12 protein-coding genes are annotated in these 14,143 nt (G+C 68.4%); 1 reads left to right on the top strand and 11 read right to left on the bottom strand.

The features are described from left to right. Positions 1 to 82: 82 nt before the first annotated feature. From C8J44_RS10655 to C8J44_RS10620, 8 genes are all read right to left on the bottom strand, one after another. Positions 83 to 985 carry an efflux RND transporter periplasmic adaptor subunit gene (locus C8J44_RS10655; RefSeq protein WP_121904444.1) on the bottom strand — a complete coding sequence of 301 codons (903 nt, stop codon included), beginning with the start codon at positions 983 to 985 and terminating at the stop codon, positions 83 to 85. Further along, entirely contained in the window at positions 982 to 1,188 is a 207-nt protein-coding gene (locus C8J44_RS10650; protein WP_056052175.1) for a DUF1656 domain-containing protein, read from the bottom strand. Before C8J44_RS10650 ends, C8J44_RS10655 begins: the two co-directional genes overlap by 4 nt. Next, positions 1,185 to 3,239 (bottom strand): FUSC family protein, encoded by a 2,055-nt coding sequence (locus C8J44_RS10645; protein WP_121904443.1) that lies wholly within the window; start codon positions 3,237 to 3,239, stop codon positions 1,185 to 1,187. The genes C8J44_RS10650 and C8J44_RS10645 overlap by 4 nt, the downstream gene beginning before the upstream one ends. Next, positions 3,236 to 3,688: a MarR family winged helix-turn-helix transcriptional regulator gene (locus tag C8J44_RS10640; RefSeq protein WP_183128755.1), complete on the bottom strand. Its 453-nt coding sequence runs from the start codon at positions 3,686 to 3,688 to the stop codon at positions 3,236 to 3,238. Before C8J44_RS10640 ends, C8J44_RS10645 begins: the two co-directional genes overlap by 4 nt. Positions 3,689 to 3,870: 182 nt before the next feature. After that, positions 3,871 to 4,530 carry a thymidylate kinase gene (locus C8J44_RS10635; RefSeq protein WP_121904441.1) on the bottom strand — a complete coding sequence of 220 codons (660 nt, stop codon included), beginning with the start codon at positions 4,528 to 4,530 and terminating at the stop codon, positions 3,871 to 3,873. A gap of 19 nt (positions 4,531 to 4,549) precedes the next feature. Beyond that, positions 4,550 to 7,123 carry a bifunctional lysylphosphatidylglycerol flippase/synthetase MprF gene (gene mprF / locus C8J44_RS10630; RefSeq protein WP_220683102.1) on the bottom strand — a complete coding sequence of 858 codons (2,574 nt, stop codon included), beginning with the start codon at positions 7,121 to 7,123 and terminating at the stop codon, positions 4,550 to 4,552. 105 nt (positions 7,124 to 7,228) lie between these two features. Next, positions 7,229 to 7,945, bottom strand: coding sequence for a virulence factor (locus tag C8J44_RS10625; protein ID WP_259466800.1), 717 nt, complete (start codon positions 7,943 to 7,945; stop codon positions 7,229 to 7,231). 113 nt (positions 7,946 to 8,058) lie between these two features. Then, positions 8,059 to 8,346: a chorismate mutase gene (locus C8J44_RS10620; RefSeq protein WP_060526366.1), complete on the bottom strand. Its 288-nt coding sequence runs from the start codon at positions 8,344 to 8,346 to the stop codon at positions 8,059 to 8,061. 151 nt (positions 8,347 to 8,497) lie between these two features. Here C8J44_RS10620 and C8J44_RS10615 point away from each other — a divergent pair, with 151 nt between their 5' ends. After that, positions 8,498 to 9,526, top strand: a complete 1,029-nt coding sequence (locus tag C8J44_RS10615; protein WP_056052161.1) for a polyprenyl synthetase family protein — start codon at positions 8,498 to 8,500, stop codon at positions 9,524 to 9,526. A 147-nt stretch (positions 9,527 to 9,673) separates the two neighbouring features. On the opposite strand, the gene C8J44_RS10610 is transcribed toward C8J44_RS10615, so the two are convergent. The 3 genes from C8J44_RS10610 to mutS form a co-directional block, all read right to left on the bottom strand. After that, positions 9,674 to 10,120 (bottom strand): glycine zipper 2TM domain-containing protein, encoded by a 447-nt coding sequence (locus tag C8J44_RS10610; RefSeq protein ID WP_183128754.1) that lies wholly within the window; start codon positions 10,118 to 10,120, stop codon positions 9,674 to 9,676. A 106-nt stretch (positions 10,121 to 10,226) separates the two neighbouring features. After that, on the bottom strand, positions 10,227 to 11,189 hold the full coding sequence (locus C8J44_RS10605; protein WP_121904439.1) for a cation diffusion facilitator family transporter: 963 nt from the start codon (positions 11,187 to 11,189) through the stop codon (positions 10,227 to 10,229). A 200-nt stretch (positions 11,190 to 11,389) separates the two neighbouring features. Then, positions 11,390 to 13,969, bottom strand: a complete 2,580-nt coding sequence (mutS, locus tag C8J44_RS10600) for a DNA mismatch repair protein MutS (protein ID WP_121904438.1) — start codon at positions 13,967 to 13,969, stop codon at positions 11,390 to 11,392. Between the last annotated feature and the right edge of the window lie 174 nt (positions 13,970 to 14,143).

Here is a 14,143-nt window from a genome sequence, read left to right as displayed (position 1 = left end):
GCCACGCAGGACATCGCTTGTAACCCTGGATCCTGACTTTCGTCAGGATGACGGCGGGGGGTGGGTCGGATGGAGGCGACCATCATGCCGTCGTCCCCGGCGCGAGACGCGGTTGTACCGTCACCGTCGCGGTGCGGCCCACGATCAGCTGCACCCCCTTCGGCACTTGTGTCAGCTTCACCCGCACCGGGATACGCTGCGCGAGGCGCACCCAATTGAAGGTCGGGTTCACGTTCGGGAGCAGGTTCGTCGTGTTGGTCCGCTCGCTGTCGTTGATCCCCGCGGCGATGCTGTCGACGCGGCCGTGCAGCGCCTGCGGTTCGCCCATCAGGTGGACGATCACCGGATCGCCGAGATGGATGCTGCCAAGCTTGGTTTCCTCGAAATAGCCTTCGACGCGGAGCGAGTCGGTGTCGACCAGCGCCATCGCCTGCGTTCCCGCCGCGATATAGTCGCCGGGGTGGAGATCGAGGTTGGTGACGATGCCGTGCACCGTCGCGCGTACCGTCGTCCGCGCGAGGTTGAGCGCCGCGGTGGAGCGTGCGCTCTGCGCCTGCGCGAGTGCGGCGGACGCTGTGGCGACGCGCGCGACGTTCTGCTCGTGCGTCTCCTTCGCCACCAGATCGCCGAGGGCGAGATCGCGCTGTGCCTCGCGCTTCGCCTGCAATAGCGTCGCACGCGCGCTCGCGATCGAGGCGTCGGACTGCGCCAGCGTCAGCTGGAAGCGGGGGCGATCGACCACGAACAGGATATCGCCGGGCTTCACCGCCTGGTTGTCGTGCACCGCGACCTGCGTGACCAAACCCGCGACGTCGGGCGTCACGCGGACGATGTCGGCGCGGATCTTCCCGTCGCGCGTCCACGGATCGGTCTCGTAGTGCTTCCACAGCCAGATCCCGACGAGCACCGCCAGCAGGACGATCACCAGCGTGACGGCGGAACGGCCGAGCGGCGCGAGCAGCGATTTGAAACGGGCAGCGGTCATGCGGAAGGTCCGGTGAGCAGGGCGAGCAGCCCGAGGATGAGGATGAACAGCGCGAGATCGACGAGCGGGCGATAGGTCACCACGCGGTAGAAACCGGCGAAGGCGAGCAACCGCGTCGCCAGTCCGGTGAGCAGGACGGCGGCGACAGCGAGCAGCAGGATGCTCGGCAGGAAGACGCCGCCGATCGAGATTTCGCCGGTCATGGGGTTGCTCCGTACGCGGGCGCCTGGGGGAACAGGTTGCGCCGGAGCGAGGTCAAAGCCAAGACGCCGGTGCGGCGGCGGTCCGACATGCCGGCGGGCGTGCTGGTCGCGAACCCGGCCATCGCCGTGTCGATCCCGGCGAGCAAATCGGGCTCGGGCGGGGCCGGCCTGTCGGGGCGCAACGCGCGGTAATGCCTGCCGACTCCGCGCAGCACCGGGGTGATCGCCGCAGCCTCGCCGGGCGTGCCGTCGAGCCGCAACTGCTTGAGTTCGCCGACCGCGACGCCGACGCGCAGATCGGTCAGCGCGTCGAGCAACGGTTTGCCCGGGTCCTCGCCCTGCGCTGCGAGCCGTGGTGCCAGCAGCCCGATCCGGTCGAGCATCCGCGCGATCCAGCCGGCGGCGTCGGGGCGGCCGGGCGAGTCGCTCCGCGTCGCGAGTTCGCGCCAGCCCGCGCGGATCAATCGCCGTGCGCTGGTATCCGCGCCGATCGTCTGGAACAGCCCGACCGTGACGACCGCGAACAGCGTGCCGACCAGCTGCGCGATGCCGCCGTTGATGAACGCGCTGAAATCGCTGCCGAAGCGGTCGTTCAGCCCGACCGTGTTCAACCCGCCGAGCAGCGCGCCGAGCGTGACCAGGAGGGTCGCGGGGCGCGCGAGGTACATCCCGCCGATCAGCATCGGGGGCGCGAGGACCGCCATCAGCGTCACGAAATCGGTGACCCGCGGCAGGATCGCGAAGGCATAGACCGCGGAGATGACGAGGCCGATGATCGTGCCGTAGAAGAACGCCATGATCGACGGCGCGGGATCGTCGCTGTTGCCGAACAGCGCGCAGCACACGCCTGCGATCAGCACCGCACCCGCGCCATCCGCCCAGCCGGTGCCGATCCAGAAGATGCAGCCGAGCAGGATGGTGGCGATCGTGCCGAGCGCCGCCCGGAGTGCGATGCCGCGGTCGCGGTGGAGCGGGCGCTTCGTCGTGCGCGCCAGCAGCCGGGTGACGGCGGGCGTGACGGGCGTACGCGACGGCGAACGCATCTGGTCGCGCAGGTCGCGCGCGTTGCGATGCGCGTCGATCAACTCGGCCAGCCGGGCGAGCAGGCTGAGCCGCAACGCGTCGCGCCAGATCAGCGTGTCGCCGACCGGCGGCTCGAGCGCCCTGGCACGGGCGATCAGCGCGTCGGCGGTCTCGCCGCGCTCGGCGAGTGGCAGCGGGTCGCGCAGCCAGTCGCGGACGTCCTCGATCAGCGCGATCGCTTCGGGGCGGGGGGCGTCGGCACCGCGTCGCAGCTCGACGATCCGGTCGTCGACCGCGCTCGCCAGCGGGAGCAGCATCGACAGCTCGGCCTGAAGCGCGCGGAGTGTCCTGACCCGCGGCAACAGGCGGGCGGTATCGAACGGCAGATGGATGGAGAGCTGATGCAGTTCGTTGATGTCGAGCGCGAGCCGGCGGCGGTCGCGGCTGAGGGCCGCATCGGACTCGCCCGCGAGCGAATCGCGTGACCAGCGCTCGGCATCGCCGAGGATCGCGTCGATCCGTCCGAGCAGCACCGCGGTCACGGTCTGCGGAAAGACGAAGCCGTGGATCAGGCTGCCGCAGAGGATCCCGATCGTGATCTCCTGGACCCGCAACGCCGCCGTCGTGAACACCGCGCCGGGCGCCTCGACCGACGGGAAGCCGATGATGCTCGCGGTATAGCCTGCCAGCAGGAACAGGTACGCGCGGGGGGTGCGGTCGAGCAGCGAGATGTAGAGGCACAGGCCGAGCCACAGTGCGAGGCCGAGCGACAGGAGTTCGGGTGCGTTGACCAGATTGGGCACCAGCACCACCGCCGCGACTGCGCCCAGCACGGTTCCGGCGACGCGGAACACCGCCTTCGACAGTACTGCACCCGCCAGCGGCTGCGCGACGATGTACGACGTCGTGACCGCCCAATAGGGTCGCGTCAGGCCGATCCGGAGCGCGATGTAATAGGCCAGCATCGCCGCGACGAAGCATTTGACCGTGAACAGCGCCTCCGTGCTGCCGAACCGCGAGAGCATCATCGCGCGCGATCCGCCTGAAAGCGCGCGCCGAGCTGTTCGGCGACGCGCAGCGCGGTGGCGAGGTCGTCATCGGACACGCCGTCGAGCATCGCGTGGCGCAAGGTCGCAAACTTCGACTCTATCGTGGTGACGAGCGTCCGGCCGCGGTCGGTGAGGCGGATGCGACTGACTCGCGCGTCGTCAGGGTCGCGGTGGCGTTCGACCAGTCCGGCGGCGGTCATCTGGTCGATCGAGCGGACCAGCGAGGCCTGCGTCACGTCGAGTTCGCTCGCGAGATCGGTCTGGCGGACGTCGTCGCCGAGCCGCCCGACCTGGACCAGCGCCCAGCCGGTGGAAGCCGAGACGCACATGTCGCTGAGCGCACGATCCGCCGCCTGCCGCCAGAGACGCGCGAGCGGCATCAGCGTGCGAGCATAGGAGGATTCGAGACGGGCGCGGGCAGAAGTCATTAGCGTGCTAAGTAATGACGTTTGCCGATGCTGCAATGCGGAATTCGCGACCGGAAGGAAAAAACGTGGTGGCGCGCGGGGTTACACGACCAAATCCGTCATCCTGACGAAAGTCAGGATCCAGAGTTACACAGGATATCGCTCGTTACCCTGGATCCTGACTTTCGTCAGGATGACGGAGTTTAGTTCAACAGTGCGACAATCTCTGCGGCGATCTCTGCCGGCAATCGCGACGCGCCGGCCTCAACCGTCGACACCGTCGCCCAGCGCCCGAGCAACCCGGCCCGCGCCATCGCCGCGTAGTTGGTCCGGACGCGGTCCTGCAGTCCGGTATCCGCTTCGTACGCATCGAACGCATCGTCGGTGTACGACCGTTTGCGCTTCTTCAGGATCAGCCCGCGAGCGATCGCGGCGGGGGTGTCGAGATAGACCGACAGATCGGGCGTCGGCAGCGCGAACGATCCCGTCTCGAGATCGGCGATCCACGTCATCATCGCGTCCGCTTCGTGCGCCGGCACCTGCGCCGCTTGGTACGCCATGTTCGAGGCGATGTAGCGATCGAACACGACGACGTCGTTCGCCGCCATCGTCGCGAGCAGGTGATCGCGCGATTCCATCCGGTCGAGCGCGTAGAGCACCGCCGCTGCCTTGGGCGAGGTGCCGCGCGGCAAATTGCCCGCGAGCATTGCACCGAGCGCCCAGCCACCGACCGTCTCGGTATAGCGCGGGAACGACACGACCTCGGCGGTGCGGCCGGCGGCGCGCAACTGCCCGACCACCAATGCCGAAGCGGTGGCCTTGCCCGCGCCGTCGGCGCCTTCGATCGCGAGGAGAAAACTCATAGGCGGGCCCTAGCAAGCCTTACCGACTCACCAAAGCCTGCAAATCGATCAGCCCGCGCAACAGCGACGTGCCGCCCGGCGAGGCGATGTAGCGCGGCGTCCAGTTCGGCCTGAACTTCTCCTTGTATGCGCGCAGGCCCGCGAACCCGTAGAATCGCTCGCCGTGGCGGAACAGGAACGCCGCCACCTTCGACCAGGTCGGCGACAGCCGCCGCGCCTCGATCCCCGACAGCGGCGCCATCCCGAGCGAGAAATTGCGATAGCCATGCTCGTGGCCCCACAGCATCAGCCGGGTGAACAGGAAGTCCATGCCCCCCTGCGGCATGTCCTCTGCGTGACGCATCAGGTCGACCGACAATTCATGGCCGTTCGGGGTCGCCCAGATATTGGCGAAGGCGACGATCCGCCCCTCGATCCGCACCACCGCGCAATCGAACGTCGTCAGGTAGCCGGGTTCGAACCGGCCGACGCTGAAGCTCTTCTCGGCATGATCCTTGTCGGCCAGCCACCAGTCCGAGATCGCCTGCAATTCGGGCAGGATCGCGGGCATGTCAGCGGCCCGCACGACCGCGAACTCGGCGCCGGCGCGCTCGGCGACCCGGCTTGCCTTGCGCACGCTGCGCATATCGGGGGTCTCGAGCGTGAAGCCGCCGAGTTCGACGGTCGCCTCCTCACCGTACTTGACGAGCTTCAGCCCCATCTCGATCGCGATCGGGACGATGCGCAGGCCGATCTGGTACAGCAGCAGTCGCCCTTGCGCGGCATCGGCCCGCGCGCGGATCGCCCAGAGCAGTTCAGACCACGCCTCGGCCGGGCCGACGGGATCGCCGATCACGATCCAGCTCGCGCCCTTGACCTGGTACATCAGGAACGCGTCGCGGCTGTCCGACACCAGGAAGCGCTTGTCGCCGGTGAAGGCGAGCATCGCGTCGGTCCGGTCGGCATGCGCCAGCGCGGCCTCCGCCACGTCGTCGGGCAGCACGTCGTGGACGAGCGGCACGGGGGCCGCCGCGAACAGCCGCCAGATCGCCGCACCGATCAGCAGCAGTCCGACCGCAAGGCTGGTGCGCAGGAACCGCGAGGCGTTAGCGTTGGTCTCGAACTCCCACCACAGATTGCTCGAATAGCCGACGCGGTGGTATGCGAAGAACCCGATCAGCACCGACAGGCCGATCGCCGCGCCGACCCCGACCAGCCATTCGGGCGACAACGGCTCCGCGGTCAGCCGCGTCCGCCGGTAGAACGCGCCGCGCGTCCATTGCAGTGCGGCGGCGGTCAGCAACAGGACGGTCGCCTCCTCGTAATCGAAGCCCTTGGCGATCGACAGCAGCGCGCCAGCGATGAGCAGCGTCCGCGCCGCCCAGAAGGCACCGTCGAGCCGGCGGTAGAGCCCGAGCGCCACGAACAGCAGCATGACGCCGACGAGGCTGGCCGCGACATGCGCCATCTCGCTGATCGGCAACGGCAGGATCGTCGCCAGCGCGTTCATCCGGCCGGGCGCGGCGGGCAGCGCACCCGAGACCAGCAGCATCGCGCCGCTCATGAAGACGAGCACGCCGAGCAGCAACGGCGCCAACGGCAGCGCGATCGTCAGCGGATCGGTGCCGCGGCCTTCCTGATCCGGCGCGCGCGCCCGCTTGCGCCATTGCCGGCCTTCGTGGAACGCGAGCAGCACCGCCGCCAGGATCAGCGGCGCGACGTAATAGATGATCCGATAGGCGAGCAGCGCGGCGAGGATGGTCGCGTTGTTCTGCGGCATCGTCGCGATGATCACCGCCTCGAACACGCCAAGCCCGCCCGGCACATGGCTGATCAGCGCGACGACGATCGCCACCGCATAGCCGAGGAACAGCACCGGATAGAGGTCCGGGGACGCGTTCGGGAGCAGCACGAACAGCGCTGCGCTCGCCGCTGCGAGATCGACCGTCGACACCAGCAGCAGCGCGAGCGCCTGGCGCGCGTCGGGCAGGGGGAGCCGCCAGCCCAGCAGCCCGATCGAACCGCCCTGGCGATAGCGCAGGACGATCGCCAGCATCGCCAGCGGGATGCCGATCCCGATCGCACGCTCCAGCAGTGGCGGCAGCGTCCAGTGGACGATCGGCAGCATTCCCGGATGGATCGCCATCGACAGGCACGCGACGCTGATCACCCCCGCCCAGAACGTCACCCCGGCGATTAGGACGACGCGCGCGACCCCCGCCTCGTCCAGCCCGGCGCGGCTGTAGACGCGATAGCGCGCCGATCCGCCGGTCAGCATCGCGAGCCCGAGATTGTGGCTGATCGTGTAGCTGGTGAACGACGCGACGGCGGCGGTCCGCCAGGGTAGCGGATGACCGATCACTCTGAGTGCGATCGTGTCGTAGAAGGTCAGCGCGATGTAGCTGACGACAGTCAGGCCGATCGACGCCGACAGCGCGGGCCAGCCGAGCGCGGCGAACGCCGTACGCACCTCGGACAGGCGGATTTCCGCGGTCAGCTTGTGGATCGCCGCGAAGCCGAGCACCGCGACGAGCAGCACCGCGAGCGCGATCAGCATGCCGCGGCGATGCGCGATCCAGTCGCGGATCCGGACGAGCGTGGGTCGCGTCGTCATGACCTGCGCAAACCGTGTTTCCGAACCCGAGTCCCGCTACGAGGCGGACGTGTCTGTTCCCCGGCCCCGATAGTGTCCGGCATTGGCAAGCTCATCGACGACCCCTCAGCGCGCGAACACGAACCGCGCGAGGACATCGTAGAGCGCATCGGCGTCGCGGTGAAGCGGATGTCCGCCGGGCAACGCCACGTTTTGCACATTGGGCTGTGTCAGCAAGGGGCACAGGCTGCCGGTTTCCTCCTGGCCATGCACGCACAGCAGCGGCACCCAGGTCAATCGCCGTGCGGTCGGCAGGGCATCGATCGTCGGCGTCCAGAGATCGAAGATCTCGCTCGGCGAGGCGCGGAACTGGACGTTGTCCTCGGGCACGATCAGCGCCACCCGCACGATTTTCGCGCGCAGGTCGGCGGGCAGGTCGATCAGCCCGACGTGCAGCATGTCCGCGCCGAACGACTGGCCGATCAGCACGACCTTGTCGGTCTGGCCCAGCCGCAACGCGCGGCGTTCGGCATCCGCGATCAATCGCGTGATGTCGGCGGGTGTCCGGGTCTTGCGCAGATACGTCAGCGTGTTGACCGCGACTACCGGCACGCCGTTTGCCGCCAGTCGCTGTGCGATTTCTGGCGCCATGCCGATCCTGTAGCCGACATCGCTGGTCAGCAGCACCGCGGCGAACGGGCGCTTAGCAGTGGTGGGGGACGCATTGGTCGCGGGGACGTCCGTGAACACCGGGCCGCCGAAATAGCCCAGCCAGCCCATGAACCCCGTCGCGATCATCGCCAGGACCACGAGTCCGATCAGAGCACGCCGAAGACCCGTCATCATCGCTGCCCTACCAAGGACGGGATGATCGCGAGATGGAGCAGCCGTGACGATTCCGTCACGTCGCGCCTGACGACCGCCGCGGGTGGACCGGCCGGCGAAGCGGGCGCGGTTCAGGCCGGATCGTGCGCAAGCTGCTCGTGGTGACGGATGACCTCGTCGATGATGAAGCGCAGAAACTTTTCCGAGAATTCCGGATCGAGCTGCGCCTCCGACGCGAGATGCCGCAACCGCGCGATCTGGCGCTCCTCGCGGCCGGGATCGGCGGCGGGCAGGCCGTGGGTCGCCTTGTGCCGGCCCACCGCCTGCGTCACCTTGAACCGCTCGGCGAGCATGTGGATGAGGGCCGCATCGATATTGTCGATGCTCTGGCGATATCCGGTCAACAGGTCGTCAGCCACCTAAAACACCCTTTCGTTGGTTCGGCGCGCCTTTTGGGAGGATACGGCCGGATCGGCAAGATGTCCGCGGGGCAAGACGTGGTGGGCCGGGGTGAGCCGAGGGTCGGCAAGGGTTGCTTTGCAGGGGCATAGGCGGCAGAGGCTCGGGGAGATGAGCGCCACCGTCCACCGCCTCGAAACCGTACGTCCCAATCCCGAGTCCCAGCCGTCGCTGGACCCGATGGTCAAACTCGTCACCGGCGACATGGACCAGGTCAATGCGGTGATCCGCGGCCGGATGCAGTCGGAAATCCCGCTGATCCCCGAACTCGCGGGTCATCTGATCGCCGGCGGCGGCAAGCGGATGCGGCCGATGCTGACGCTCGCGAGCGCGCAGCTGATCGGCTATGCGGGGACGCAGCATCACCTGCTCGCCGCCGCGGTCGAGTTCATCCACACTGCGACGCTGCTGCACGACGACGTCGTCGACGGCTCGGACCTGCGCCGCGGCAAGCGCACCGCCAACATCATCTGGGGTAACCCGGCCAGCGTGCTGGTCGGCGATTTCCTGTTCAGCCGCAGCTTCGAACTGATGGTCGAGGCCGGCAGCCTCAAGGCGCTCAAGATCCTATCGTCGACCAGCGCGGTGATCGCCGAGGGCGAGGTCAATCAGTTGACCGCCGCGCGCCGCGTCGATCTCGGCGAGGAGCGCTATCTCGACATCATCGGCGCCAAGACCGCGGCGCTGTTCGCGGCCGCGTGCCGGATTTCGGCGGTGGTCGCCGAGCGCCCCGAGGCGGAAGAGGCTGCGCTCGACGCGTATGGCCGTAACCTGGGCATCGCGTTCCAACTGGTCGACGACGCGATCGACTATGTCTCGGACGCCGACACGATGGGCAAGGACGCGGGTGACGACTTCCGCGAGGGGAAGATGACGCTCCCGGTGATCCTCGCCTATGCACGTGGCTCGGCCGAGGACCGTGCGTTCTGGAAGGATGCGGTCGAAGGCCGCCGCGACAGCGACGCCGATCTCCAGCATGCGATCCGCCTGATCCGCTCGACCCGTGCGATCGACGATACGTTTGCCAGGGCACGGCATTATGGCCAGCGCGCGATCGATTCGATCGGTGGCTTTGCGAACGGTGCCGCCAAGGACGCGATGATCGAGGCGGTCGAGTTCGCGGTCGCTCGCGCGTACTAGACCCTTCCGTTCGCCCTGAGCGAAGTCGAAGGGTCTGACCAAAGCGCAGGTGCTTCGACTTCGCTCAGCACGAACGGCGTTTGTCGGGACACAAAAACGGCGGCCGATCGCTCGGCCGCCGTCGTCGTTTCTAGCGTCGGCTGAAGCTCAGCGGCACTTCACGTTGCCGCGGTCGACCGAGCGGCCGAGCAGTGCGCCACCACCGGCACCCGCCAGCGTGCCGAGCGTGCCGCCACCGATCAGGTTCGCCAGCACGCCACCGCCGAGCGCACCGATCACCAGCCCGGTCGAACCGTCGTTGCGCTTGCAATAGGCGCGACCGTCGCGACCACGATAGATCCGGTCGTTGCGGCCGAGGCGGCGCTCGCGGTACTTGCCGTCCTGATAGCTGCGCGACGGATCCCAGTTGCGGTCGTCTCCACGCCAGTTGCGATCGTTACCGCGGCGGTCGTTGTTGAAACGGCGATCGTCACGATCGCGACGGTCGTTGTTGTCGCGGCGATCGTCGTAACGCTGCGCGGTCGCGGCGGTCGGCAGCATGGCCGGCGCTGCGACGGCGACCGACATCAACGCTGCGATAAGATGCTTCTTCATGAACTTTGCTCCTGATGCGTGACAGAGTAACCCGTGCGGCACCGGAAAGTTCAAACAGCTAGGTTTGGAATCCCAAGTTCAGACGCCGAAGTTCGAACGGCGAAATTCAAACAGTCGCCGAGTCCGCCATCGAACAGTCGTGGCCGTTGCCTGTTTCGACCTGCAACGTCGCGTGGCCGATGCCGAATTTATCATGGAGCATCGTCCTGGCGTCGCTGAGGAACCGGTCGCCGGGGTGGCCGGCGGGCATCACCAGGTGCGCGGTTAGGACGGGTTCGGTGGTGCTCATCGGCCAGATGTGGAGATCGTGGATCTCGGTGACGCCGGGCAGGCTGCACAACGCCTCGTCGACATGGTCGAACTCGATCCCACGGGGGACGGCGGACAGCGACATTTCGACGGTCTCGCGGAGCAGGCCCCAGGTCTGCCAGAAGATCAGGATCGCGATGACGATGCTGACCGCAGGGTCGATCCAGGTGAGGCCGGTGCGCCAGATCACGAAGCCGGCGATCACCACGCCCGCCGACACCAGCGCGTCGGCGGCCATGTGGAGGTACGCGCCGCGGATGTTGACGTCGCCCTTGCGGCCGCGTGCGAACATCCACGCGGTGAACGCGTTGACGGCGATGCCGATGCCCGCGACCATCGATACGGTAAGGCCGGCGGTGGGGGCGGGATCGGAGAAGCGCTGCGACGCCTCCAGCACGATCGCGCCGAGCGCGACCAGCAACAGCAATGCGTTGGCCAGCGCGGCGAGGATCGTCGAGCCTTTCAGCCCGTAGGTGTAGCGCTTGGTCGGTGCGGTGCGCGCGAGCATCGTGCCGCCCCAGGCGACGACGAGGCCGAGCACGTCGCACAGATTGTGGGCCGCGTCGGCGAGCAGCGCGACCGAGTCGATGCGCAGGCCGACAAGGGCTTCGACGACGACGAAGACGATGTTGAGACCGATGCCGATCGCGAACGCGCGGTCGAACGAGGCGGGGGCGTGGCTGTGGCCGCCGTGGCCGTGGCCGCCGCCGCCGTGCGAGTGACCATGCGAATGGTCATGTCCGTGATGATGTCCGCCCAACGCTCGGCACTCCGCTAAATCCGGCCGCCGCCTAGCATCGACGTATCGTGAGATACTAGGACGCGGGATCAAGAACCTACGCTCTGGCTATTCCCGTGTCGTCATCCCAGCGAACGCTGGGATCCAGAGCCGCGAACCGCAACATTCTTGGCTCTGGATCCTGGGTCGAGCCCAGGATGACGGCGTGGACGGGGAGGGGGTTAGCCCTCGTTCGCCAACGCCTTCAACCGGTACAGCGCGTCCAGCGCATCGCGCGGACTCATCGCATCGATATCGAGTTTCGCCAGATCCTCGCGCAACACGTCGCATGCCGCCTCCTCAACCTGCGCCGCCGCAGCGAACAACGGCAGGTCATCCAGCCCGGCGGCCAGCCCACCAGTCTTCGCGCGTCCGGCCTCGAGCTTCGCCAGCACAGCCTTCGCGCGCGCGACCGTCACCGGCGACATCCCCGCCAGCCGCGCGACCGCGAGCCCATAGCTCCGATCCGCCGGGCCGTCGGCGAGTTCGTGGAGCAGCACCAGCTCCCCCTTCCATTCTCGCGCGCGGACATGATGCAACGACAGTGCCTCGCAGCGCTCCGCCAACCGCGTCAGCTCGTGATAATGCGTTGCGAACAGACACCTGCACCGGTTGTCTTCGTGGATCGCCTCGACCACCGCCCAGGCGATCGCGAGGCCGTCATAGGTCGAAGTCCCGCGGCCGACCTCGTCGAGGATCACGAACGACCGGGGCGTCGCCTGTGCGAGGATTGCCGCGGTTTCGACCATCTCGACCATGAACGTCGACCGCCCGCGTGCGAGGTTGTCCGATGCCCCGACGCGGCTGAACAGCCGGTCGACCAGCCCCAGCGTGGCCTTGGTCGCGGGCACGTACGACCCCGCCTGTGCGAGGACTGCGATCAGCGCATTCTGGCGGAGGAAGGTCGATTTACCACCCATGTTCGGGCCGGTGACGAGCCACAGCCGCGACGCCTCCGACAGATTGCAATCGTTGGCGACGAACCGGTCGCCCGACTTCGCGACAGCCGCCTCGACCACCGGATGCCGGCCGCCCTCGATCTCGAAACACGCGTGATCGACCAGCGAAGGCCGCGCCCAGGCGCCTTCCGCTGCACGCTCGGCCAGCCCTGCCGCGACGTCGAGCCGCGCGAGCGCATCCGCGGTCGCCGCAATCGCATCGCGCCCGGCCAGAGCCTGCGCGGTGAGTTCCTCGAGATGCGCTGCCTCCGCCGCCAGTGCATGCGCGCCGGCCTGCGACACCTTCGCCGCGACGTCGTGCAGCGCTGGCGTATTGAACCGGACCACGCCCGCGAGCGTCTGGCGATGCGTGAAGCCGCTCTCGGGCCTCATCAATGGATCCGCGGCCCGCGCGGGGACCTCGACATGATAGCCGAGCACGCCGTTGTGGCGGATCTTCAGCGCGGTGACGCCGGTCGCGGTGCGAAACTCCGTCTCCAGCGCCGCGATCGCCCGCCGCCCGCCAGCGCTGGCATCGCGCAGGTCGTCGAGCACCGCGTCATAGCCTGCCGCGATATAGCCGCCGTCCGATGCCTCGATCGGTGGCGACGGCACCAGCGCGCGCTTGAGCAGGTCGATCAGCGCGCCATGCCCGCGCAATCTGGGCGCGATGTCCCGGAGCAGCACCGGCGGATCGCCGATCCCGTCCATCCGCTCGCCGAGGCTCCAGGCGCCGTCCAGCCCGTCGCGCAATTGCCCCAGATCGCGCGGGCCGCCACGCCCCGCCGCCAGTCGCCCGAGCGCGCGGCCGATGTCGGGCAGCGCGCGCAACGTCGACCGCAACCGCTCGCGCGCCGCCTGGTCGTCATGGAACAGTCGCACTAGGTCGAGCCGCGCATCGATCGCCGCCTTGTCCATCAACGGCGCGCCGAGATCCGCGCCGAGCAACCGCGCGCCGGCGCCGGTCACGGTCCGGTCGACCGCGTCGAGCAGACTGCCTTTGCGCACGCCGCCGGTGGTGCAGGTGAGTTCGAGGCTCTCCCGCGTGGCCGCGTCGATCGCCATCGTCTCCGCTGCGCGACCGATCCGCGGGGGACGGAGAAAGGGCATCGTGCCCTTCGCATTATGCTCCAGATACGCGACCAGGCCTCCTGCCGCGGCGAGCCCTGCGCGGCCGAACTGGCCGAATCCGTCGAGCGTCGCCACGCCGTATACCCGCTTCAGCCGCGCCTCGCCCGCGCCGCTGTCGAAGTCGATCTTCGGTCGCAGCGTGGTAGCCGCCTCCTCGAAGGCGCTAGCCTCCGAAGCCACCACTTCCGCCGCACCGAGCCGCGCGAGTTCCGCCTCGACCGCGTCCCCCGCAACCTCGACGATCTCGAACCGCCCGGTCGACACGTCCGCCGCGGCGATCGCTACCGACCCGCCAGCCTCGCCGATCGCCACGCACCAATTGTCCGAACGCGCGTCGAGAAGCGCCTCCTCGGTCAGCGTCCCCGCGGTCACCACGCGGACGATCGCGCGTGCGACGAGCGCCTTCGATCCGCCGCGCGCCTTCGCCTCCGCCGGGCTCTCGACCTGCTCGGCGATCGCGACGCGGTGGCCGGCTTTGATCAGGCGTTGCAGGTACACCGTCGCCGCATGCACCGGCACGCCGCACATCGGGATCGGCCTGCCCTCATGCTCGCCGCGCGCGGTCAGCGCGATGTCGAGCACGCCGGCTGCGATCCTCGCGTCGTCCATGAACAGTTCGAAGAAATCGCCCATCCGGTAGAACAACAAGCAATCCTGCGCCTCCGCCTTCAAGCCGAGATACTGCGTCATCATGGGGGTAGGGGCGGGGTGCGACATCACGGTGCGGGTAGCGAAAAGCCGCGCCCCATAAAACCCCTCTCCCCTTGGGGAGAGGGAGGGGCCCGCGCGAAGCGTGGGAGGGTGAGGGGGCGTGAGGCCCGGGCGCGCACCCCAACCACCCCTCATCCGGCGCAGGCGCGCCACCTT

The sequence above is a fragment of the Sphingomonas sp. PP-CE-3A-406 genome, from assembly GCF_003688625.1.
Taxonomy (GTDB): domain Bacteria; phylum Pseudomonadota; class Alphaproteobacteria; order Sphingomonadales; family Sphingomonadaceae; genus Sphingomonas.
The sequence above is the reverse complement of the archived record's forward strand: the minus strand, read 5'-3'. Positions and strand labels throughout refer to the sequence as shown.